General features: G+C 61.5%; 19 protein-coding genes and 1 pseudogene. 8 read left to right on the top strand and 12 right to left on the bottom strand.

Features of this window, described 5'->3' with window-relative positions:
* Positions 1 to 9 precede the first annotated feature (9 nt).
* Positions 10 to 2,421 (bottom strand): TonB-dependent receptor family protein, encoded by a 2,412-nt coding sequence (locus BJ6T_RS23170; RefSeq protein WP_028169455.1) that lies wholly within the window; start codon positions 2,419 to 2,421, stop codon positions 10 to 12.
* An 84-nt stretch (positions 2,422 to 2,505) separates the two neighbouring features.
* Entirely contained in the window at positions 2,506 to 2,880 is a 375-nt protein-coding gene (locus BJ6T_RS23165) for a DUF2946 domain-containing protein (protein ID WP_014494900.1), read from the bottom strand.
* 477 nt (positions 2,881 to 3,357) lie between these two features.
* On the opposite strand from BJ6T_RS23165, the gene BJ6T_RS23160 reads away from it, so the two are divergent.
* From BJ6T_RS23160 to BJ6T_RS23145, 4 genes are all read left to right on the top strand, one after another.
* A complete protein-coding gene (locus tag BJ6T_RS23160; protein ID WP_028169454.1) occupies positions 3,358 to 3,762 on the top strand; it encodes a globin in 405 nt (134 codons plus the stop codon).
* A 139-nt stretch (positions 3,763 to 3,901) separates the two neighbouring features.
* Positions 3,902 to 4,924, top strand: coding sequence for a sugar ABC transporter substrate-binding protein (locus tag BJ6T_RS23155; RefSeq protein WP_014494898.1), 1,023 nt, complete (start codon positions 3,902 to 3,904; stop codon positions 4,922 to 4,924).
* 6 nt (positions 4,925 to 4,930) lie between these two features.
* On the top strand, positions 4,931 to 6,433 hold the full coding sequence (locus BJ6T_RS23150; protein WP_014494897.1) for a sugar ABC transporter ATP-binding protein: 1,503 nt from the start codon (positions 4,931 to 4,933) through the stop codon (positions 6,431 to 6,433).
* A gap of 12 nt (positions 6,434 to 6,445) precedes the next feature.
* The gene (locus tag BJ6T_RS23145; RefSeq protein WP_014494896.1) at positions 6,446 to 7,474 is read left to right on the top strand and encodes an ABC transporter permease; all 1,029 of its coding nucleotides are present in this window, start codon (positions 6,446 to 6,448) and stop codon (positions 7,472 to 7,474) included.
* A gap of 243 nt (positions 7,475 to 7,717) precedes the next feature.
* Here BJ6T_RS23145 and BJ6T_RS23140 read toward each other — a convergent pair whose 3' ends face one another.
* The 4 genes from BJ6T_RS23140 to BJ6T_RS23125 form a co-directional block, all read right to left on the bottom strand.
* Positions 7,718 to 8,761, bottom strand: coding sequence for a medium chain dehydrogenase/reductase family protein (locus BJ6T_RS23140; protein ID WP_014494895.1), 1,044 nt, complete (start codon positions 8,759 to 8,761; stop codon positions 7,718 to 7,720).
* Positions 8,762 to 8,957: 196 nt separating this feature from the next.
* Positions 8,958 to 9,662 carry an L-2-amino-thiazoline-4-carboxylic acid hydrolase gene (locus tag BJ6T_RS23135; protein WP_014494894.1) on the bottom strand — a complete coding sequence of 235 codons (705 nt, stop codon included), beginning with the start codon at positions 9,660 to 9,662 and terminating at the stop codon, positions 8,958 to 8,960.
* A gap of 41 nt (positions 9,663 to 9,703) precedes the next feature.
* Complete coding sequence (locus tag BJ6T_RS23130) at positions 9,704 to 10,090, bottom strand: RidA family protein (RefSeq protein WP_014494893.1); 387 nt, start codon at positions 10,088 to 10,090, stop codon at positions 9,704 to 9,706.
* Position 10,091: 1 nt separating this feature from the next.
* Positions 10,092 to 11,069, bottom strand: a complete 978-nt coding sequence (locus BJ6T_RS23125) for a VOC family protein (RefSeq protein ID WP_225894911.1) — start codon at positions 11,067 to 11,069, stop codon at positions 10,092 to 10,094.
* A 20-nt stretch (positions 11,070 to 11,089) separates the two neighbouring features.
* On the opposite strand from BJ6T_RS23125, the gene BJ6T_RS23120 reads away from it, so the two are divergent.
* Entirely contained in the window at positions 11,090 to 11,716 is a 627-nt protein-coding gene (locus BJ6T_RS23120; RefSeq protein WP_014494891.1) for a LysR family transcriptional regulator, read from the top strand.
* A 109-nt stretch (positions 11,717 to 11,825) separates the two neighbouring features.
* Here BJ6T_RS23120 and BJ6T_RS23115 read toward each other — a convergent pair whose 3' ends face one another.
* From BJ6T_RS23115 to BJ6T_RS23095, 5 genes and pseudogenes are all read right to left on the bottom strand, one after another.
* Positions 11,826 to 12,101, bottom strand: coding sequence for a hypothetical protein (locus tag BJ6T_RS23115; protein ID WP_028169452.1), 276 nt, complete (start codon positions 12,099 to 12,101; stop codon positions 11,826 to 11,828).
* A 308-nt stretch (positions 12,102 to 12,409) separates the two neighbouring features.
* Positions 12,410 to 12,670: pseudogene (locus BJ6T_RS43815) on the bottom strand (transposase); the annotation flags it as partial.
* A 176-nt stretch (positions 12,671 to 12,846) separates the two neighbouring features.
* A complete protein-coding gene (locus BJ6T_RS42650) occupies positions 12,847 to 13,407 on the bottom strand; it encodes a cysteine dioxygenase (RefSeq protein WP_014494888.1) in 561 nt (186 codons plus the stop codon).
* Positions 13,408 to 13,483: 76 nt separating this feature from the next.
* Positions 13,484 to 14,230, bottom strand: coding sequence for a cyclase family protein (locus tag BJ6T_RS43810; RefSeq protein ID WP_144038008.1), 747 nt, complete (start codon positions 14,228 to 14,230; stop codon positions 13,484 to 13,486).
* A 1,175-nt stretch (positions 14,231 to 15,405) separates the two neighbouring features.
* On the bottom strand, positions 15,406 to 16,038 hold the full coding sequence (locus BJ6T_RS23095; RefSeq protein ID WP_014494885.1) for a C13 family peptidase: 633 nt from the start codon (positions 16,036 to 16,038) through the stop codon (positions 15,406 to 15,408).
* Between the two features lie 488 nt (positions 16,039 to 16,526).
* Here BJ6T_RS23095 and BJ6T_RS23090 point away from each other — a divergent pair, with 488 nt between their 5' ends.
* The 3 genes from BJ6T_RS23090 to BJ6T_RS45840 all read left to right on the top strand — a co-directional run bounded on the left by BJ6T_RS23090 (position 16,527) and on the right by BJ6T_RS45840 (position 19,832).
* Positions 16,527 to 18,269 carry an adenylate/guanylate cyclase domain-containing protein gene (locus BJ6T_RS23090; protein ID WP_028170234.1) on the top strand — a complete coding sequence of 581 codons (1,743 nt, stop codon included), beginning with the start codon at positions 16,527 to 16,529 and terminating at the stop codon, positions 18,267 to 18,269.
* 266 nt (positions 18,270 to 18,535) lie between these two features.
* Positions 18,536 to 18,775 carry a methyltransferase family protein gene (locus tag BJ6T_RS23085; RefSeq protein WP_014494883.1) on the top strand — a complete coding sequence of 80 codons (240 nt, stop codon included), beginning with the start codon at positions 18,536 to 18,538 and terminating at the stop codon, positions 18,773 to 18,775.
* Between the two features lie 811 nt (positions 18,776 to 19,586).
* Complete coding sequence (locus BJ6T_RS45840; RefSeq protein ID WP_225894894.1) at positions 19,587 to 19,832, top strand: DUF1214 domain-containing protein; 246 nt, start codon at positions 19,587 to 19,589, stop codon at positions 19,830 to 19,832.
* Between the two features lie 80 nt (positions 19,833 to 19,912).
* On the opposite strand, the gene BJ6T_RS23080 is transcribed toward BJ6T_RS45840, so the two are convergent.
* Complete coding sequence (locus tag BJ6T_RS23080; RefSeq protein WP_014494881.1) at positions 19,913 to 20,131, bottom strand: hypothetical protein; 219 nt, start codon at positions 20,129 to 20,131, stop codon at positions 19,913 to 19,915.
* Between the last annotated feature and the right edge of the window lie 140 nt (positions 20,132 to 20,271).

Here is a 20,271-nt window from a genome sequence, read left to right as displayed (position 1 = left end):
GTTGCTCGATCATTTGAACGCCAGCTTCATTCCGGCGAAGAACGCGCGCGGCGAGCCGGCGTAGATCGAATTGGTCGTATTCGCCAAAGCGATCGCTCCGTCCTGGATGCCCGTGCCTTGCACCGTATTCGCAATATTGTTCGCCGAAGCCACATAGGTCCGGTCAAACACGTTCCTGACTTCAAAATAGACGTTCAGTGACTTGAAGTGGTCGGACTGGAGGTCCGTCTTGTAGTGCACGTTGAGATTGACCAGTTCGTAACCGGGCGCCTTCAAGAGATTGGCGTTGTCCATCCAGAAGGAATCCTTCCACTGCACTTCGACGAACGCGCCGAGGCCGGCAAGCGACCCCGAAAACTCGTCATAGCCAAGTCGCGCGGTTAACTCGTTCGGCGAGATTCCGGGAATCTTGTTGCTCGCACGATTGAAGCTGAAGACCGTTCCACCGACGCCGGGGCTTCTGAGGTTTTCCGTGTATTCGGTGTAGAATTGATCGAGATAGGTATACGCCGCCGTGAATCGCCAGCCTGGAAGGAACTTCCAGTCAGCGGCAAGCTCGACACCGCGATGCTCGGATCGTGGCGCGTTGAACATGAAGCTGACGCCGGCCACCTGTGTCGCCTGGCTCACCAGTTCGTTACGGAAAAACTCGTAGAAGCCGGTCGCACTGAATTTGAGCGCGGTGTTTGGAGTCCAATCGAAGCCAAGATCGTAGCCGAGATTCTTTTGCGTCTGGAGCTGGGTGTTATTGCCGGCTGTGCCGTCCGAAACGATGAACAGGTTGGTGACCTGCGGCGTTCCGTAGCCCGTAGCGACGCGGCCGCGAAACTGCCACTCGGGGTTCAATTTGTAGACCAGCGCCAGTTCGGGAGCCGTATTCTGAAATTGCCGGTCAGTCGCGGTGAGATTCGTCGTCGTTATGCCCGCGGCTCCCGTGTAGGTGTATGCCGTATTTAGTCCCTTCAGAATGGTGGTTTCCCATCCGATCCCGGCAACAGCGGTCAGTTGCGGCGTCAGCTTGAGTTCCTCGCGCGCACGCACGCCGTAATTCGAGGTGTCGCTGAACGTATTGCTCTGGAGTCTGCCCAGCGTCGCGTTACCACCCGGCATCACGAATCTCGTGTCGCTCGATGCCGTCAGAGTATTGTAAAAGCCACCGAAATAGGTGGTCGAATCCATCCCGAAGATTTCACCGCGCTTGGTGATGTCGCTCATGTAATTGTACGATGGAAAGTCGCCGATGGCGCTGGTGCCACCCGTGGGCTGACTGATGTTGCGGTCGTCGAAAACGAACTGATTTCGCCATGTCGTCGTATTGTCGAAATCGTGCTCCCATCGCCCGCCGACGATGGTCCGGCGGTCGTTGCGACCAAGCCCTGCTTGCAGCGCCGTTTCCCTGTCGGTCCCCGCGACTGTGTTGAAGCCGTTATTATTGAGCAGAACCGTCGCGCATCCCGGTGCGGCGGTAGCCCCGGTCGCGCAGCCCTGCTGGAAAGGGTTTCGATAGAACTGGTTCAGCGAGGAGCGGACCGGAAGGCGGGTATCAAGATTGTTGTTGATGAACTTGACGGTAAAGCGATCATCAGGCGTGGCCTGCAGCGTGCCGAGAAAATTGACCGTTTGGGTATTGTACCAGCTATTGCCGATGAAGCCGTCGCCGCGGGCGTCACTCGCAAACAGCGAGCCCTCGAAATTGCCGACCTTCTTGCCGTAGGTAAAATAATTGTTGAGGTAGCCGAAACTCCCGCCATCGACGCCATATTCGGCGCCATCGATCGAGCCGCCCGGGCGGGTGCGGAAATTGAGCGCGCCGCCGGTGGCATAGTTGCCGTAGAGCGCCGACGACGGGCCGCGGATCACATCTATCGCACTGTAGGCCCGCGGATCGATCAGGTCACTGCGGGACAGCCCGTCCGGTTGCGTGACCGGGAAGCCGTCATCGAAGATAACGAGATTGCGGATGCCGAAGCCGTTGCGGGCGTTGGAGCCGCGGATCGAGATGCCGATATCGCGGGGTCCGTTGCCCTGCTTCACCGATATGCCGGGGCTCTCGCGCAGCACGTCGGCCACGGTAACCGCCGGCCGGTTGTCGAACTGGCTGCGATAGATGGTCGTCTCGGTCTGGCCGGTTGGCGCCTGATTGAGACCGTCTCGCGCCGCGCTGGCCGTCACGGCCCGGTTTGGGGTCGATGCGCTGACGCCCGCACTCGGCGTAACGGGCCTCGCCGCGCGGCCGGCCGAAGCGGATCGCGGCCGCGAGGGCCGGGTGGCTGGTTTGGCACGGCCAGTCTGCGGCGCCTCAACTGTCACCGCCGGCAGCTCCGAGTTCGTACTTTGGGCAAAGACTCCGCTCGACGACGCGAGCAGCGCGGCCTGGACCGCGACGGCGCTCACGCCACGGCGGGCATGACAACGTAACATGGGGCATTCCTGACGCCGGCTTTCTCTCCGGCCATTCGACAGCATCGATCGCCAGCGGACGGACCGCGGCAATCACGAGGGTCGTCAGGAAAAATGAGGTGGTGCGCGCGCCTGGGCGCTTGTGCCCTTATGGATCGCGACGGCGGATACATCCGCCGCATGCCACACCACGCGCGCGACGTGGCGGAAGGGAATGGCGAGCGCAACGTGCGGCGGCGAATCGAGCGATGCGCCCGCCTGCGCCAGGCAACACAGCGCACACGCAGCGCCATGTGCGGTCGGCGCGCCGGTCTGGTCGTTCAGACCGCCCTGCTCGCTCGCGCTGTGGCAGATGACGCCGACAGACAACGGATCGGCCACGGCCTGACCGGCCGCCAGACAGGCGGCAATCGGCGCCAGCACCTGCATCGCCAAAGCGAGCAGGACCAGGGGTAGGAATTTTTGCAGCCGTGCGCGCATCCGCCGAACCATTCGTTCGCCTAAACTAAACACCTCGCCGAGACCTGAGTCGAGGTCAGTTCCACGGGCTTCCTGGCCCGGCGCAAAGTTCTCGAAAACTGTGGTCCCGCCGCCCCACGGGCTGGGACGTCCGGCATTTGAGGCAGTCCGGCAACCCTCCCTATCCACAGATTTCTTATATTTGTCATATGCTTACATGGCAAACAGCCCGATCATTTCGTCAGCTGCTCTAATTTTGAACAATCGTTGCCGAAAATGATGACAAGTGAGAAAAGTTGATCTAGCATCCCTCTTGCTCAGGCTGGCCGAGAGGTCGAAGTCTGGTGGTCCAAGTCTCGGGAGGAGCCCCTGGCGCGCAAAACGCAGCGTCGCCCCGTCAATCAAGAGCAAATCTTAGAATCGGGGATAATAGGGTCGACACAATTTTCGAGCGGGGCCAGGGCCCCGCTCTTTTTTGCCCGCATGGCTTCGATGCCGATGAGCGCTCCCGTTAATTCAATCGAAAACAGCTTCGAACTCGCAGCCTCGCGTTGCGCGGATCTCACGCCACTCGTTTACCAACGGCTGTTCGAACAGCATCCCGAAACGCGGACCATGTTCCGCTCGCAGGGCAGCGAGCCGGTGATGGGGTCGATGCTTGCGCTGACGATCGAGGCGATCCTCGACTTCGCCGGTGAGCGTCGGGGCCATTTCAGGCTGATCGCCTGCGAGGTCGCCTCGCACGATGGCTACGGCACTCCGCGCGAGCTGTTCATCGCGTTCTTCGTCGTCATCAGGGATGCGCTGCGCGACCTCCTCGGCGACGAATGGTCGCCGGAAATCGCACAGGCCTGGGACCAGCTGCTCGTCGAGATCGACGCCTTCGCCACCATTCCGGCCTGACGCTTTGCGCTGCACCAACACGAGCTGCGGCGATCTCGCGATCGATTGCAGATTGAGTGGCAGGAACTCTTGTGAGAGACTTTCGGACATCGGTCGCGCAATCAATGACGCGCCGACGAAAATTTTATGGGAGCGAGCGATGTCCGGGACGAAAGATTTCTCGACGACGAGGCGCGATCTTCTTCAGGCGGCGGCGACCGCCGGCGCCGCGACTGCCCTTCTCGGCAGCATGGGCATAAACCCCGCCCTTGCAGCCGAGGTCGGACGATCCGAGAAGCCGCTGAAGGCGGCCTTCTCCAATGCGGGCCTCCAGGCCACCTGGTGCGCGCAAGGCAAGCAGGCGGCGGAATTCTGGGGCAAGCTGTTCAATGTCGAGGTGACGTGGTTCGACGGCCAGCTCGATGCGGTGAAGCAGCGCGCGGCGATCGACAACATGGCCTCGCAGAAATGGGACTTCGTCGCGATCCAGGCCTTCGGCATCGGCACCCTCACCCAGCCCGTGCAGAAGATGATCGATGCCGGCACGCCGGTGATCGACATGGACACGCTGATTGCCCCGCTCGACCAGATCAACGTCCACTCTTTCCTCGCCCCCGACAACGAGTTCATGGGCGCCTCGGTGACGCAGGCGCTGTGCAACGCCATGGGCGGCAAGGGCAAGATCATTATGACGCAGGGCGCGCTCGGCCATACCGGGGCGCAAGGCCGGGCCAAAGGCTTCAACACCGTCGTCAAGCAGTTCCCGAACATCGAGGTGCTCGACACCCAGCCCGCTGACTGGGACGTGTCGAAAACTGCGCGCCTCTGGGAAACCTACCTGACCAAATATCCGCAGATCGACGCGGCGTTCTTCCACAATGACGACATGGCGCTCGCCGCCGCCAACATCATGAAGGCGCGCAATCGCTCCAACATCCTGATCGGCGGCGTCGATGCGATGCCACCGGCGATCCAGGCGGTGAGCGAAGGCCGCATGTTCGCGACCGTGCGCAATCCGTCCTGCCGCATCCATGGCGGCGCCATCATCGCGGGCGTTTCCGCCGTGGTCGGCGGCGAGAAGAGCGGACAGGGCATTCCCAAGAACGTCGTCACCGACGGCCCGGTCGTGACCAAGGCCAACGCCGCCGGGATGCAGTGGATGCAGGATCACTTCCTGATCTGAGCCTCCATGCCTGAGGTTCGTGCGCCCATCCTGGAACTGCAAGGCATCACGAAGAGCTTCGGCGGCGTCGAGGCGCTTCGTGGTGTCGACTTCGCACTCTCACCCGGCGAGATCCACGGTCTCGTCGGCGAGAACGGCGCCGGCAAAAGCACGCTGATGAAGATCATCGCCGGCGTGCACAGCGAATTCTCAGGCCGCTTCCTGATCGACGGGAAGGACACGCATTTCCGCTCCGCCCGCGATGCGCACGCGGCCGGTATCGCCATGGTGCATCAGGAGCTGAGCGTCGCGCCCGATCTCACGGTCGCCGAGAACGTGTTCCTGGGCAACCAGCCGACCAATCGGTTCGGCCTCGTGCAATGGCGGCGCATGGCGCGCGAGGCCGGCGAGCAGCTCGCCCGCTTCGGCATCGACGTCGATCCGATGTCCAGGCTCGGCGACCTCCCGATCGGGCTCCAGCAGCTGATCGAGATCGCCCGGGTGCTGTTCTCCGGCGCCCGCATCGTCATCCTGGACGAGCCGACCTCCGCCCTCTCCCCGCCTGAGGTCGAGCGGCTGTTCGCGACGCTGCGGCGGCTGCGCGAGGAAGGCACCGCTATCGTCTTCATCTCGCATTTCATCGAGGACATCCTGCTTGTGTCCGACACGGTGACCGTGTTCCGCAACGGGCGGAAGGTCGCCGAGACTGCCTCGGCTGCGACCAGCAAGGGCGCGCTGATCGAGGCCATGATCGGCCGCGGCGGCGAAGCGCTCGAGCACAGCTACACCGATGACCTCATGCTGCCACGGACAAGCGACAGCTCCGTGGTCCTGAAGGTCGACCAATTGTCGCTGGCCCGCAGCCTGAAGGACATCTCCTTCGAGGCGCGCGCCGGCGAGGTGCTCGGCATCTACGGATTCATGGGCTGCGGCCAGCAGGAGCTGTCGCGCATCCTGTTCGGCAAGCTGAAGCCGGATGGCGGCACGCTCGCCGTCGACGGCAAGCCAAAAACCTTCGCCAGCACGGCGGCGGCGCGGCGCGCCGGCGTGGCGCTGGTGCCGGAGAGCCGGCGCGCCATGCTGTTTCACCAGGAGCCGGTCTACAAGAACATCTCGATCAGCATTCTCGACCGCATCTCGTCGCTGCTGCTCAAGCCGGCGCAGGAGCGCGACATCGCCAAGCGCCAGGTCGAGCAGCTGCAGATCAGGCCGCCTGTGGTCGGCCTCGATCTCGGCATGCTCTCCGGCGGCAACCAGCAGAAGGTCGCGCTGGCAAAATGGCTGACCTATCCGCCGAAGCTGCTGGTGCTGTGCGAGCCGACCCGCGGCATGGATGTCGGCGCCAAGAACGACGTCATCAACATCGTCCGCGATCTCCGCGCCAAGGGGCTCGCGGTCATCGTGCTGTCGACCGAGCCGGAAACGGTGCTGTCGCTGGCCGACCGCATCCTCGTGCTCAAGCGCGGGGTATTGGTGCGGGAATTCAAGAACGAGCCGGTCAGCAAGGACCGCCTGCTGGAAGCGGCGTGACGGAGAAGCACCATGGCGAGCAGTGAGACGGCTTTGGCGGCGGGTCGGCGGCCGCGCGGCGTTGCGCCCTTCCTGCGCTCGCAGATGCGCAACATCGCGCCGTTCCTGACCCTGATCTTCCTCTCCGCCTTCTTCGCCTTTGCCAGCCCCTCCTTCGCGACCCTGGACAACCTCGGCAACATCCTGACGCAGGTGTCGGTCACCGGCATCATCGCCGTCGGCCTCACCTTCGTGATCCTCTGCGCGGAGATCGACCTCTCGATCGCCAGCATCGCCAACGTCACCGGCATCGCCATCGCCTACTTCACGCTGCAGGAATCCTACGTCAACATCGCCAACATCCCCCTGCCCGGCGCGGTCGCGATCATCCTGTCGATCCTGCTCTGCGCGCTGCTCGGCCTCGTCAACGCGCTCGGCCTGACCGTGATCGGCATCCCCTCCTTCATCATGACGCTGGCGATGATGCAGATCGCGGCCGGCGTCTCGGCGCTGCTGGTGCGCGGCCAGATCGCCTACAAGGTGCCCGGCCTGATCACCACGCTCGGCTCGGGCTCGATCGGCGGCATCCCCTGGATCGTCATCGTCGCGGCCATCATGCTGCTCGGCGGCCATCTGGTGCTGACCTACACGCGCTTCGGCCGCTACGTCTACATGGTCGGCGGCAACCGCGAGGCGGCCGAATATTCCGGTCTCAACGTCAAGCTCATCCTCGGCGCCGTGATGGTGATCTCGGCGGTCTGCTCCGGCATCGGCGGCATGCTGGGAGTAGCCCATTTCGGCAGCGCCCAGCAGAACGAGTTCGACACCTATCTGCTCGACTCCATCGCCGCCGTCGTCGTCGGCGGCACCAGCCTGTTCGGCGGCCGCGGCGGCATCGGCAACACCATCGTCGGGCTCTTCGTTCTCGGTGTCCTGAATAACGGCCTCGACCACGTCAACATCGACAGCTTCCTGAAGATCCTGATCCGCGGCCTGATCCTGCTGGCGGCGCTGGTCATCAACGTCTACGCGCAGCGGCTCAGGGAAAAAGCTGCGGAGTAGACGGCCCTCAAAACAAAAAACGCGAAAACAACCCCATGCACAGTACAAATCATTGAAGAATTTGGCGCAAGGTGGCTTGAGCCCGCGCTCCCCGGGCGTTTGACACGTCGGGCAAAACAGGAGCACGATGTCATCATGGCGACGGGCGCCGATGGGCCTCGGGCCGCGCCCCGAACTCCGTCATTGCGAGCGCAGCGAAGCAATCCAGGAATCTATCCGCGGATACATATCTGGAGCGCCGTCTCAGGCGGCGCGCTGGTTGTGTCGCGACGAGAGATCCGGGCACAGCACGAGCTTGCCCTCGAGGCCACCAGTCTCGAGGCGACGGTGAGCATCGGCGACCTCGTCGAAGGAGATCCGCGCGGCGATGCGCGGCCGGATGGCACCAGTTGCCAAAAGCCCGAACAGCCGCTCCAAGTCCTCCTTGAACCAGGTGGGATGTCGCGCCCGCATCGCATTTACCGAGTAAAACCGGGCCCGCTTGCCGCCGGGCAACAATCTCCACAGGTAAAGGCGTGCGATCTCCATCACGATAGGGAGCATGCGACGCTGCGCTTGCAAGCTCGCCGAGAAACCGATGGCACAGAGCAGGCCACCTGGCTTGAGCGCCGCGTATGAGCGGCGATAGCCGTCTTCGCCAACGCCGTCGACGATAACGTCGAACCCGCCCGGCAGGACCCGCGTGAAGTCCTCATGCTTGTAGTCGATCGGCGTTGCCCCTATCTCTCGGACGAGCGCCATGTGCTCGCCGCGTGCGGTGCCCCACAGCTCGATGCCGGCCAGTCTCCCGAGCACGAGCAGCGCCTGGCCGACGGCGCCGGCGGCGCCGTGCACGAGCACGCGCTGGCCTCGCTGGACCCGGGCCGCGCGGTGCAGAAGCTGGTACGCGGTCGTCCAGCTCAAGATCAGTGTGGCCGCCTCCGCCGCGTCTACGCCCTCCGGCACGCGGGCCACGTCGTTCGCCCGAAGCGTGCGATAGTCGGCGTTTGACCCGACCACCGTCATGTCGGCCACGCGGTCGCCAATCTGAAAGTCGTGCACGCCTTCACCGATCTGATCGATTGCCCCGACCACGTCGTAGCCCATTACGAACGGCGGCCGGAGGCCCATCGTTTGCGGGTATAGATGGCGCCTGATCAATACCTCGGTGTAGTTGAGGCTCGACGCAAGTACACGGACCCGCAGCTCGCCCCGGCTGGCGGTCGGCAAGGGAGCGTCGACCACCTCCAGCCTCTCGGGATCACCGAAGAGGCTGACTTGAACAACTCGATTGCGCGGCTCCATCATCGGCGATCTCCTCGCAATGTCGTGATCCAGCGCAAGGACGGGTACAGTTCCGCAACTACTTTGCATCGCCACGTCGGCAAGCATTGAGGATATGGCCGGCTTGAAGTTCTACCTTGATTTGGCTCAAAGCATGCGATGCGCCATTTGATCGCCACCGGGGCATAGCGGACTTTCGCGAGCCGTCAGCGCGGCCGATTTATGGGTTCACGGCCTCATCCGGCGGGAGCCGCGAGAAGCGGAAATTGCAGTGGCTCGCGCCGCCCGCCAATGTTTGTGTGCGCTCCAGGCGGATGCCGCGCGCTGCGTAGGCGACGAAATCGAGCCCGCAGATGTTCGGCAGGATGTCCTTGTCCCCGTGGCGCGCTGCGAGCTTGCAGAAGCCGCAGGCCTTGTAGTTGATGCCGAATTCGAAGCTGTCTTGCGGACCCGGCTCGACGAAATCGTAGACGAAGTCTTCCGGAAACTCTTCCTGATGCGCTCTTGTAGCGCTCCTTGCCGCCTGCTCGCGCAGCAAGGCCTGGTTGTCCGGCGACATGAATTGCCACCCCGAGGCGAGACGCTCCGCTTCTGATACGGTCAGCAATTGCGCCTCGTAGGTTTCTCGCTCGATCTCGCCGATCACAGGCACCGGCACGCCGTGTCGCCGCAGCACCCGGCCGATGGCCATGAACCCCGTCAGGCGCATGAAGAAATCGCTCATGCGGCTTGCCGCGCCGCCGACATAAGGCATTTGGGTGAGGACAATCTCGAATTCGTCCATCACCTCCCGCCTGATCCCGTCGATGTCGGAGAGATGCGTGCGCTCGCGCAGCATCGCTTCGGCGAGGTCGAGCCGCTGGCGCATGGCGGCCTCCATTGCGTTCCGATGCGTCTCGTAGAAGGGATGGATGTTCTCGGCCATTGGACACCTGACGGCTCGTTGCAAGGTTGGCGAAGCCGGCTTCATTCCGCGGCGATCGCCTCGATCTCCAGCAGCCATTTGCTATCGACGGTCTCGACGACCACGACCGTTAGCGCCGGCTGGTGGTCCCCGAGCACAGCGCGGCGAATGGTGCGGTTGGTCACGACTTGAGTCCGGTCAGTCAGGAACGTGGTGACCTTGACCAGATGCCCGACGCCAAGGCCCGCGGCGGCGAGCACCGCGATCACGTTGCGCCAGGCCTGCTCGCATTGCGCCTCGAAACCTTCGGGCACGGTGCCGTCGGTTTTCTCGGGCACCTGACCACTGATGAACAACAGGCGGCGATGCTGCGTCAATTCAAGTCCCATGCTGTAACCGCCGGCGGGAGGATGGACCGTTGCGGGATTGTGATTGACGACGTGAGCCATGTCAGTTTGCCTCCTGTTCGACGAATTCGAGCGCCAGGCCATGCGCGGTGGCGGGTGGCACCAACAGCACGGCACCGGTCATCGCAAAGCCGACGCCGTTGTGTTCCAGCGTTCGCCTTGTCGCATCCAGATCAGCGACCGCCAGGCGCGCCGCGCAAAAGCGCGGCGAAGCGCTGTTCGCGAGGCCCGGCAACCGGCGCGCCAGCTCGGACGGGTCAAGCAAGGTGATATGATTGCCGCGCTCACCAATCGTCAGCCGCCCGGGCGCAAGCTCGGCCGTGCCTTCCGTGAGGCGCTCGAGAAAATCGCGATGCGCAGCCGGCTCCGCCGCCGACATCACCACCTCGACCACGCGGAGGGCGCCGTTGGGATGACGCTGATACTGCGCCTTCCAGAACAGATCCGGCGGGTGGCGCTGCTGGCAGGTGAAGAACGCGATCCCGGGCATGGCGGGATCGGTGGCAAAGGCCAGCGAAAACGCGACGCGCGCCGTGCCCCCGCCCGGGAGCACCGCGTCACGGCCGAAATCGAACGGGGCATAATCGCCGATGCGGTCGGCCCTGAAACGCGCGGCATCGGCATGGGCGTCGGTGCTGTGCAAGACCAGCATCGACATTCCCTCGGCGGTCGCAAGAAAATCGCGGTTGTGGGCCGCGAAGCTGAAATGGCCCGGCGTGGCTGGCGGCACCAACGCGTCGTCGGTGACGGCCAGCAACTCAAGAAAATTGTCGGCGAACTGCGCAAGGCGGTTGCTCGTTCCGAACGGGTGCACGCCAGTCGGCGTGAGGTTGAAGCCCAGCGTCTGCCAATCCAGCGCGGCCTGCTCCAGATCGCGGACGCAAATGACGAGATGATCTAGACGACGGGGCATTGGGGGTCTCCGAATTGAGGGCCGACCGTATCCGGCGATGACGGCGCCGATCAAAGCATTGTTGCTGCGGTTCAGCGCAAGAAAATCTATTGCAAGGCCTGGGCTCATCGGTGTCAAACTGCGGTGCGATGACCTACGCCCTTCCCCCGCTCAACGCGCTCCGCGCTTTTGAGGCCGCCGCCCGGCATCTCAGCTTCAAGCTGGCCGCGCATGAGCTGCACGTGACACCTGCCGCCGTGGGACAGCAGGTGAAGGCGCTGGAGGCACGTCTCGGCGTGCAGCTGTTCGAGCGGCTGCATAAGCAGCTCATTCTCACCGCGGACGGTCAGGCCTATCTGCCCGGGGTCTCCGAAGGTTTTCGTCACATTGCGGAGGCGACCTCGCAATTGAAGCCGGCGGGCGCGGTGCTGCTGCAGTTGGGGGTCCATGGCAGCTTCGACCTGCGCCGGCTCGAATTGGCGGAGTTTCGCAGCGCGCATGCGGAGATCGGCTTGCGGGTGCTGCAGCCGGCCGGCCTGCACGAATTGGTCGAGGGCAAGGTCGACCTCTTGATCGCCCGCGGTCTCGGTCACCATCCGGGCTATCGCTGCGACCGGGTCAATGAGGGATCAGGCCCCGGTGATTGGCTGATCGTGCCTGAAGGCACCGCGGATTGCCCCGAGATCGTCAGTTTTCGCGCGTGGCTGCGCGCCCTGCCGGCCGAAAACCCTCTCGCAAACCGCCGCCCTCGTCTGGTCGGCATCAGCGGAAGTTAAGGCGACCGTGAGAACATGGCTTGAGCCCTCGCCGCCAGGACGTTTGAGACGTCAGGCAAAACACCGGCACAAGTCCATCGTGTCGCTGGTCCCGTAGAGACCACCGAGCTCACGGCAGCGGTTCGACCTTCGCCGCCATATCGGGAACGCGCGTGATCTTGTACATGGCGTTGCTGCATTTAAGAACCCAAACGTCGCGATCAGGTCGAGACGCCTTCGTGTTCTTCTTTGCGCCGAGTGGTTTTTCGCAGGTGAAGCCTTGCGTGCGAATCTGGGCCGCAAGCATTCCCTGAACTGTTTCGGCCGGAATTTGCTGCGCCCGCACTTGCGGAGCAAATAGAATAAAAGCGCAGGCAAGTAGTAATGATGCAGATGCTCTGTGCATGATTTCAACCCTTGAAGCAGCCACCCCGCAAGTTCGAAGGTCGCACTATAGCAGAAACACCGGTGTTGTCCGCGCCGGGTCGACCGCGCCGTAGCGCGGCTTGCTCCAGTTGGCCTCCATGCTCGCAGCTGCATCATGTTGATAAAGCGCGAACTTCTTCGCTCCACCGCGCTAGCTGCACTCATTGTCACGACAACGAGCGCGGATTGGTGGCAATTTGCCCGAAAGCAGACCTATTGTGCTCAGTTCAAGCTTTGTCGTTCATGACCCAAGGCGGACCTGACGCGCTCCCGGTGCGGTGTGTTATGGACAGCGGCATCATGGGCCGCGGCAAGTGCGTCTATGATACGGCCCCAGACACCAGCCCGCCGCCAACGGACGAAGCGGTTGTAGCAGGTGGTGTACGGACCAAACGCCTCGGGCAGATCGCGCCAAGGCGCTCCGGAGCCTAGGACCCAGAAGATGCCATTGAGGACACGGCGGTCGTTCACCCGAGGAACGCCACGCGGTTTGTTCGGCAGCATGGGCTTGATGGCGATCCATTCATGGTCGGCGAATTCGTAGCGCATGATTCGAGCCCCCAGTTTGAAAGCTTGAATCATAGGAGTCTGGCCAGAGGCAACGCTTCCGGGTGGGCCCCAGTTGGACGCGTACGGGGTAGAAGCGGACTTCAGCCAGTCGGCAATCTCCGCTAAAATCGTCGAAAATGACCCATTGCGGACATCGCTTTGCGCACCGTTCAATGTCAGCTTTCGAGCGGCGCCTTCGCAGCCTTTGAAGCAGTCTGCGCGAACTTTTCGTATAGAGCCCAGTCCAGCGCGTGCTCTTCTAACGTTTCCGGATTCCAAATGCGGCGCGCTAGAGCGAAAATGTCGCCACCATAAACGTGCAGGCCGATTGCTGGTACATTGCTACGGCATTGAACCACGTGGACGGTTTCTGCAGGCATGGACAGTATCGCGCCGCGGGTCAGTGACATCTCTCTCGCTTTTCGCAGCTTGCCATTTTCTCGCTGGTAGAGCGTATTTTTTTCTTCGCCCGACAATTGCAGAATCGTGGCCCATGTTCCGTGGTTGTGCGGTGGCGTACGACGCCCAACAGGAAAACACACTTTGAGTAGCGTAACTTGCGGCGAACGGTAGAACACCTGCCCCGCGTTGCCGCCTGTGCCGGAGATATAGCCCAGCAAGTTTTCGATGGCTTCCACTTGTCCGCGCAGGGATTCGAGAATTTCGCGCGAGGCATCCATCGGCTTGGCACTTTCACCTGCCTTCGCGAACCTCGCTACTAGTTCATGCACTTTCATGGCGCCCTCCAGTACGTCGGCGGGAGTGGTGCAATGGCTCCGACGATCACCTCATGAGCCTACGAGAACGCCCGAGCTAAGACGCGGGCAGGTGCTCCATCGCAACCTTCAATCGATAGTGGGCAAAATAGAAATTCAGCTCGTCGCCCCCTAATTTGTGAAGGTTAGCTATTTGCTCCGAGATTAGGACTCCATCTTTGAGGAGCATACAGTGTACCGGAAACTGAAAATCCTTAGGACGCAGGTCATAAGGAAGATCCGGCGTGGCGGTGTCTACGGCAACCAGCTTGACCTTCTGATCGACCAGCCATTGGGCGGCTTCAAGTGAATGATATGGATGCCGGTTCCACTCAGGCGTTCCCCAGTTTCCACTCCAGCCTGTGTCTATGGCGACGATATCACCCGGTTCTATTCTCGGTTTCGCAGCAGCAAGATCGTCGACGCCGATCTCTTCGTTGACTGCTTTTTCGAGGCGAATGACGACCCCTTCGCCTGTCATGCGCTCGAGTGGTATTTCGTCCATTCCTGGACCACCAACATAAAAATGCTTTGGGGCATCAACGTGAGTGCCCATGTGTACGATTGTCTCCATCTGGGTGACATTCAGCGGCCGTTCCGGCATCTGCGCAAAATATGAAAACTTCGGCGGAGGAAACGCTGCGGAACGTGGTACTGAAATTGAAAATGGGTAGGTGAGATCGACCCATTTCTCATCGGTTTTTTGAATTGCCCTTGTTGGGAGTTCCGACCAGCCGCGCCAACCAGTGCGGCCTTTGATGGTAGGGCTTTCGCACATTTTCGTTCCCCCCTTGGCAATCGCCAAATCTCAACAATCATCGCGGGAATTGCAAGGTCGGCGTCGCGGCGGAAGCCTTCGGCCTGCCCCACCCTCTTATGTCCGGAATTGGCCCCAAGCGGCCGACACCGCATGTCCGCTAGACGTCTGTTCTCTGGGGGTGAAGCGGACTCGACATACTCAACCTGAGTTCTTCCGCGTGTGACCCGAAGGCGACCTTAAACTCGCAACCAGCGAGAGGCTGATCGCAGCTTAGCAGAGTCCTTGGTGGGACTTAGCACAAGCGGCACGCTCCCCAGGATCCGCAGCAACCCGCGCAACCACCGAACCCCCAGCCACCATACCCCCAGTCATCGAACCCGATGTCGTCATAGAACCCGATGCTGAACCCGCAGCCGCCGCAACCGCAACCACGGAAGCCACGGCAACCACGGAAGCCACCGCAACCACGAACGCCAACAAACCCACCACCACCGCAACCACGGACGCCAACAAACCCGCCACCACCGCAACCTCGGCCTCCAACAAACCCGCCGCCACCGCAACCTCGGCCGCCAACAAACCCACCACCACCGCAACCTCGGCCGCCGCCGCACCCGCCGCCACCATGGCCGCACCCGCAACCACCGCACCCGCGCGCTAGCTGCACGCCGCTGCCAAAGTTTTCTCTATCGAAAAGATGGAACGTGGCCAGACTGACGTCGGCCATTTCCTCTTCGCCAAGAAAGAAGCGCTGATTTGGCGAGGTATTGGATTGCGGGATACCGGCAGCGGGCATCGTGGATGCGGATGCACTACCCGCCAGCGAAAGACCCAGTCCGGCGGCACCTAGCGCCTTCACGGTGGTGGCTTTGGCTGTGCGTTTCTGCTTCGAAGCTTGCTTGACCCGTGGCATGGTCGCCCCCTCCGCAGTTCTTGTGAAAACGCTCCGCAAGAGTGCGCTCGGCGAAACCGGCGCGCAAGGGTTACCTTTGCCATAAAATGCGAAACATCTCATCGAGCTCCATTCATCTTCATGAGCGAGATCGAGACATAACCACTTTTGGTTGAGCCATCTGCGCACATGCAGCAGCATGGACCTGCATGTCAGGCCCTGGCCCGAATGCGAAGTCTAAGCGGGCCGCCAAACAGTCTGCTTATCGGGTAGACCGGAAACGGCGATGCGCCCGCGAGCAATAGCCTCTGCGTTCGCGGCCGGTTGTTCAAGGGCGTGCGACAAGCAATGGCAGCACGTCTGCGCCGCCTGCCATGAGGGGATTCGACGGCTCGAAATGCTCCCGCAATTCTCGCTTCCGGACGAGTGAGCGCGCATCGAGAAACGCATCCTTCAGGCTGACCGCTTTCCGGAGCGCGACATTGAAAAAAGCGTCGCCGAAATAGGTCCACTTGGCCTTGTCCTGACAGCCGAACGACGGATGGTTGGCATCGGCCGCGGTGATGACCAGCACGTCGGGATTCGCCAGACGCGGGATAAAAACCCCCGAATAACAAGCCGAGATGACCACCACCTTGTGCCGCACACCCGTTCTCGCGAGCATGTCGCCGAGACGAGATGGCGTGAGCGTTTCTGTGAGCCGCCCCGCCTTGATTGCAAGGCCGTCAGGAGAGCCATGCGAGGTGAGAATCAAAAAGAGAACATCCTTCTCGGTATCCAAGCGGTTGGCTGCCGCCTGCAACGACCTGGTCAGAGCTTCGATCGTTGCATTTCCGCCTTTCTTGGAATTGTACTCCACGTTGATCGGGCCAGTCTCGAAACGGCCGGCTACGACCTGAGCTGCGCCGGTCGCCTCGGATCTAAACACGCCTTGATCGCCGAACAGGCCAAAGGACACCACGCCAACCTTTCCGGCGTCCTCAACAGCATGTACCGGCGAAACCAACGGCCAGATGGTCAGAAAAAAGCGAAGAGCGGCGCGACGAGCCGCCTGATCGAGGACCTGGAGGTCATGGCGAACCTCGATTCGAGATCGCCGCCACAGAACTGCGGCTCAACGCAAAATAGCCGAAAGCCAGTGAATTTTCATCCTTCGAAACGGCACGGGTATTGGTCCGGATATAGCCCCAAGCGGTCGACCCGGCATGTCCGCTAGATGTCCGCTCCTTGGGGGTGAAGCAGACTTGATATGCTCAGCCCGAGTTCTTCTGGGTGTGACCCAACTGGGACCTCCCGAGTTGCCGCACGCTTACTGTCGCGGTGCAACAGCAAATGCCGCCTGGGGGCAACAGGGCCCTCCCGCGATTACCGCTCACAGGTCCGCAACAAAGTGCTAGGCTCCTCCTGGCCACAGCCGACGAATTTTTGGCTGGCCGTTCGGAGAGCGCTGTGACGGAGCGGCGGGTTCAAAGGCGATTAGCGGCGATTTTGGCTGCCGACGTGGTCGGTTACTCTGCGTTGATGCAACGCGCTGAGGAAGCTACCTATGCCGAGTTCGAGCGGCTCAAGCGACAACTGATCGAGCCGAGCCTCTCCCGCCACGAAGGCCGTCTAATCAAGACAACGGGTGATGGCGCACTCGCCGAGTTCGCCAGTCCCCTGGCCGCCATGAGATGCGCGGTTGAGATACAGGATCATCTCGCCGAGGGTAGCGGTCCATTCAAGCTACGCATCGGCCTCAACCTTGGTGACGTGATCGTTGGACAGGACGGCGACCTCTACGGCGACGGGATCAACATTGCTGTTCGGCTGGAGGGGATCGCCGATCCGGGCGGTATCCTGATTTCCGACAAGGTCTACAACGAAGTCGAGGGCAAGCTAGACGCTGGCTTCGAGGATCGTGGCGAGCAGCAGCTCAAGAACATCTCCAAGCCGGTCCGCGCCTACGCTGTCCGCGCCGGAGCGCCAGGGGCGCTGACAGAGGGGCTGAGTGCGGCCCCGCCACACCCGGACAAGCCTTCCATCGCTGTACTGCCGTTCGAGAACCTGAGCGGCGATCCCGAACAGGAATACTTTGCGGACGGAATGGTCGAGGAGATCATCACCGCGCTGTCGCGCTTCAAGTCGCTGTTCGTGATCGCGCGCAATTCGAGCTTCACCTTCAAGGGTCGAGCGGTTGATATCAAGGAAGTCGGGCGAAGGCTCGGCGTGCGCTATGTCCTCGAGGGGTCAGTGCGGAAGGCGTCGGGGAAAGTTCGCATCACGGGGCAGTTGATCGATGCGGTTACAGGCGCGCACATCTGGGTGGACAGGTTTGAGCGTGACCTGACCGACGTTTTTGCTCTTCAAGACGAAGTAACGCTCGCCGTTGTCTCGGCCATTGAGCCAAAGATGCTTCAAACAGAAATTGAATTGGCAACGCGGCGGCGGCCAGAGAACCTCACCGCGTATGATTTTTATCTCCGTGCCATGCCGCAGTTCTACCTGAGGAGCCGCGAAGGGTTGGCCGAGGCAATCCGACTGTTCCACCGCGCCTTGGAGCTCGACCCTCGGTTCGGTGCTGTCGCGGCTCTGGCAGGCGTCTGCCACATGCTCAACGTCCTTTTGGGCTATGCCAACGATCTTCAGTTCGACCGCAAGGAAGCGGTTCGGCTTGCTCGTTTGGCATTGAGCATCGACGATCGCGATCCGGACACGTTAGCAAGGGCTGCCGTAATCTCGGCGTTCATGGTCGGCGATCGTGAAGCCGAGATCGAAATGGCTGATCGGGCGGTCGGGCTCAACCCAAATTCATGCCTCACATGGAGCTGCAGAGGCCATGTCTATAGAATTGCGGGGCTGCCGGAGGAAGCGATCTGGAGCTTTGAACGTGCCGTTCGCGTGAGCCCAGTAGACCCGCAACTATACATGACGCTTACTGGCATTGGGCAGGCCCTTATCGAGCTTCGCCGCTTTGACGAGGCCATCGTCGTATTGAAGAAAGCCCTTCGTCAGAACCTTTATTTGGCAACTTACCAATGGCTCGCGTCCGCCTTCGCCCATCTCGGACGTGACGCTGAGGCGCACGACGCGGCGGCGCGTGTGCTTGAGATCGATCCCGCCTTTACAATATCGGCGCTTATCGCCCGGGCCGGACTATCAAACGCAAAGCTGTTTATTGAGGGTCTTCGGAAAGCGGGGTTGCCCGACTAGCTCCCGATCCCATGAGGCGATCGAATAGCGGCACTCTGCTGCCGCTTCAAAGTAGCATAAACCCGGGTAGCCGCAGTTCAACGAGAGTTACAGCGACCCCTTGCCTTCTTGCTGCGGTGCATATGTCGCCTTGTGGCCCATCGCGACATATTGCGCCGCCGAACCAATTTGTTCGCTATAGGAGTAGAGCGGACCTAGTCATCAGTCACATCCCGCCGCCGGATTTATAGGTACACGGCCTAATTCTTGCCGGCGTAGCCGGGCTCGTGGATTCATTCGCGCGTTTCGCGCTGCAGCGGCTCGGCACGCCAGCGCCGATCGCCCCGACCCAACATCTCGTCGTTACCGGCCTCTATCGCTATGTGCGCAATCCAATCTACGTGGCGGTCGCCGCCGTCATTTTCGGCCAGGCGCTCCTGTTCGGCGATTGGCGGCTGTTCGCCTCCGGCGCATCGTCTGGCTCTTCTTCCACCTTTTTGTCGTGGGCTACGAAGAGCCGACGCTAAAAAGGCCATTCGGATACGAAGCGTTCTGCATCAATGTGCCGCGTTGCATCCGGCGCCCAACTGCTTGGCGAGGCGGTCGGTAGCTGCCGTAGCGCATGACCTCGGCGTTGATTTTTGATGAGCTTCTCGAAGGCTCTTCAATAAAGTTTCTCTGCAATTGGCCCCATGAGCGAAGTGGCGGCACGCCTCATTGAGGCCCGATCAGCAGGACATAGCCGACTGAATTTGCTCAGGTTGAGTTTTTCGCAGTTTGACCCGGAGCGGTCATCAGCCACCGTATTCGGGCGAAGTTGATATAGATCGACCTTGATGATGTGCATAGTCGATACCGCAGAATGTTGCTTGCAGTCTCTTCGGTAGGAATGAGCCGCAAAGGATAGTCAGTCGTTCAATCATTGACACATAAGGAGACGCGCAAATGAGGAAGCTTGCTTCGGTAGGACTGATCGCCGCGGCCATGTTCGCTAATCCGGCCATGGCCGCGTGGTACGACCAAAACGGCGCAGCCGTCCATCCGTCCCGCGTCGTTCACTGCATCCGGGCGCCAGACGTTGGCAGTTTTGCCGGGGCTCCGTTCAATAGGCCTCCCTGCGAACCGGCAACCTGGCGCAGGGCGGCGTGGCACGACAAAACCGGTGCAGTCGTCCCCCCCTCCAACGTCGTTCACTGTGTCCGGGCTCCAGACGTCGGCAGTTATGCCGGAGGTCCGTTCAATAAGCCTCCCTGCGAACCGGCAATCTGGCGCTGAGGCGGGCGGCAAGATGCCGCCAACGTTCCCTGCGACGCGAACGTTCAATGTCGGGACGGTTCGTTGACGCTGCGCGTTGGTGCCAAAATCACCGAGCGTAGACAAGTAGACAAAGAGAGCAACTGGCTGCCTGCGAGTGGCCAGTTCTCGCTTTACATCCGCGTCTACTGGGCGGGAGCAACATCCTCGATGGTCAGTGGAGACCGCCGTTTGTCAAGCGAATACAATCGAGCAGTTAACTACGGCGCCCGCGACGCGGTTCCGAGATGCGAACGGACGAAATATCGAACGTCGGTTGTTGGCCCTTAGCGGACCTATGGACGCTGTCGTGGATTTGTCTGCTGCGGACCCAAGACATTGGCGCGAGGCTTCTGTCCCGCGTTTTGTGTTTAGGACCACGGCGGCTCTTCGCTCTTCCCGACCGCCTCCTGGTGGGTCGTGACACCCGCCGAACGCAAGCCGGTCAGCAATACGGTTCTTACAGAGACCGGATCGAATCCAATATCCTTGGCGTTTGGTGGATGAGCCTCGCTGCCCTTCAAGCGGAGCGCCAAGTGCAATTGCTCGCAAAGGTGCCGAACGACGAGATTGACCTGATCGTCAGTCATGATCTGCCTTTCCCGCTACATTTTTCTACCCGACCATGTAGCACACATGAAAACAGGGCGGTACGCGATTGGACCGCCCCAAGGATCAACCCCACGCGATGGCTCACGGGCGGGCCCCAAAAACCGTCCGCCTGTCAGGG

Origin of the sequence: Bradyrhizobium japonicum USDA 6 (genome assembly GCF_000284375.1) — a bacterium.
Classification (GTDB): Bacteria; Pseudomonadota; Alphaproteobacteria; order Rhizobiales; family Xanthobacteraceae; genus Bradyrhizobium; species Bradyrhizobium japonicum.
This window is presented reverse-complemented; position numbering and strand designations above follow the sequence as displayed.

Coding starts and splice junctions, on each gene's coding strand:
- BJ6T_RS42650 (WP_014494888.1), bottom strand. CDS start 13,407: ATGAAAGTGCATGAACTAGTAGCGAGGTTCGCGAAGGCAGGTGAAAGT.
- BJ6T_RS23170 (WP_028169455.1), bottom strand. CDS start 2,421: ATGTTACGTTGTCATGCCCGCCGTGGCGTGAGCGCCGTCGCGGTCCAG.
- BJ6T_RS23150 (WP_014494897.1), top strand. CDS start 4,931: ATGCCTGAGGTTCGTGCGCCCATCCTGGAACTGCAAGGCATCACGAAG.
- BJ6T_RS23125 (WP_225894911.1), bottom strand. CDS start 11,069: ATGAGCCCAGGCCTTGCAATAGATTTTCTTGCGCTGAACCGCAGCAAC.
- BJ6T_RS23140 (WP_014494895.1), bottom strand. CDS start 8,761: ATGATGGAGCCGCGCAATCGAGTTGTTCAAGTCAGCCTCTTCGGTGAT.
- BJ6T_RS23120 (WP_014494891.1), top strand. CDS start 11,090: ATGACCTACGCCCTTCCCCCGCTCAACGCGCTCCGCGCTTTTGAGGCC.
- BJ6T_RS23160 (WP_028169454.1), top strand. CDS start 3,358: ATGAGCGCTCCCGTTAATTCAATCGAAAACAGCTTCGAACTCGCAGCC.
- BJ6T_RS23080 (WP_014494881.1), bottom strand. CDS start 20,131: ATGACTGACGATCAGGTCAATCTCGTCGTTCGGCACCTTTGCGAGCAA.
- BJ6T_RS23130 (WP_014494893.1), bottom strand. CDS start 10,090: ATGGCTCACGTCGTCAATCACAATCCCGCAACGGTCCATCCTCCCGCC.
- BJ6T_RS23155 (WP_014494898.1), top strand. CDS start 3,902: ATGTCCGGGACGAAAGATTTCTCGACGACGAGGCGCGATCTTCTTCAG.
- BJ6T_RS23135 (WP_014494894.1), bottom strand. CDS start 9,662: ATGGCCGAGAACATCCATCCCTTCTACGAGACGCATCGGAACGCAATG.
- BJ6T_RS23115 (WP_028169452.1), bottom strand. CDS start 12,101: ATGCACAGAGCATCTGCATCATTACTACTTGCCTGCGCTTTTATTCTA.
- BJ6T_RS23145 (WP_014494896.1), top strand. CDS start 6,446: ATGGCGAGCAGTGAGACGGCTTTGGCGGCGGGTCGGCGGCCGCGCGGC.
- BJ6T_RS23165 (WP_014494900.1), bottom strand. CDS start 2,880: ATGCGCGCACGGCTGCAAAAATTCCTACCCCTGGTCCTGCTCGCTTTG.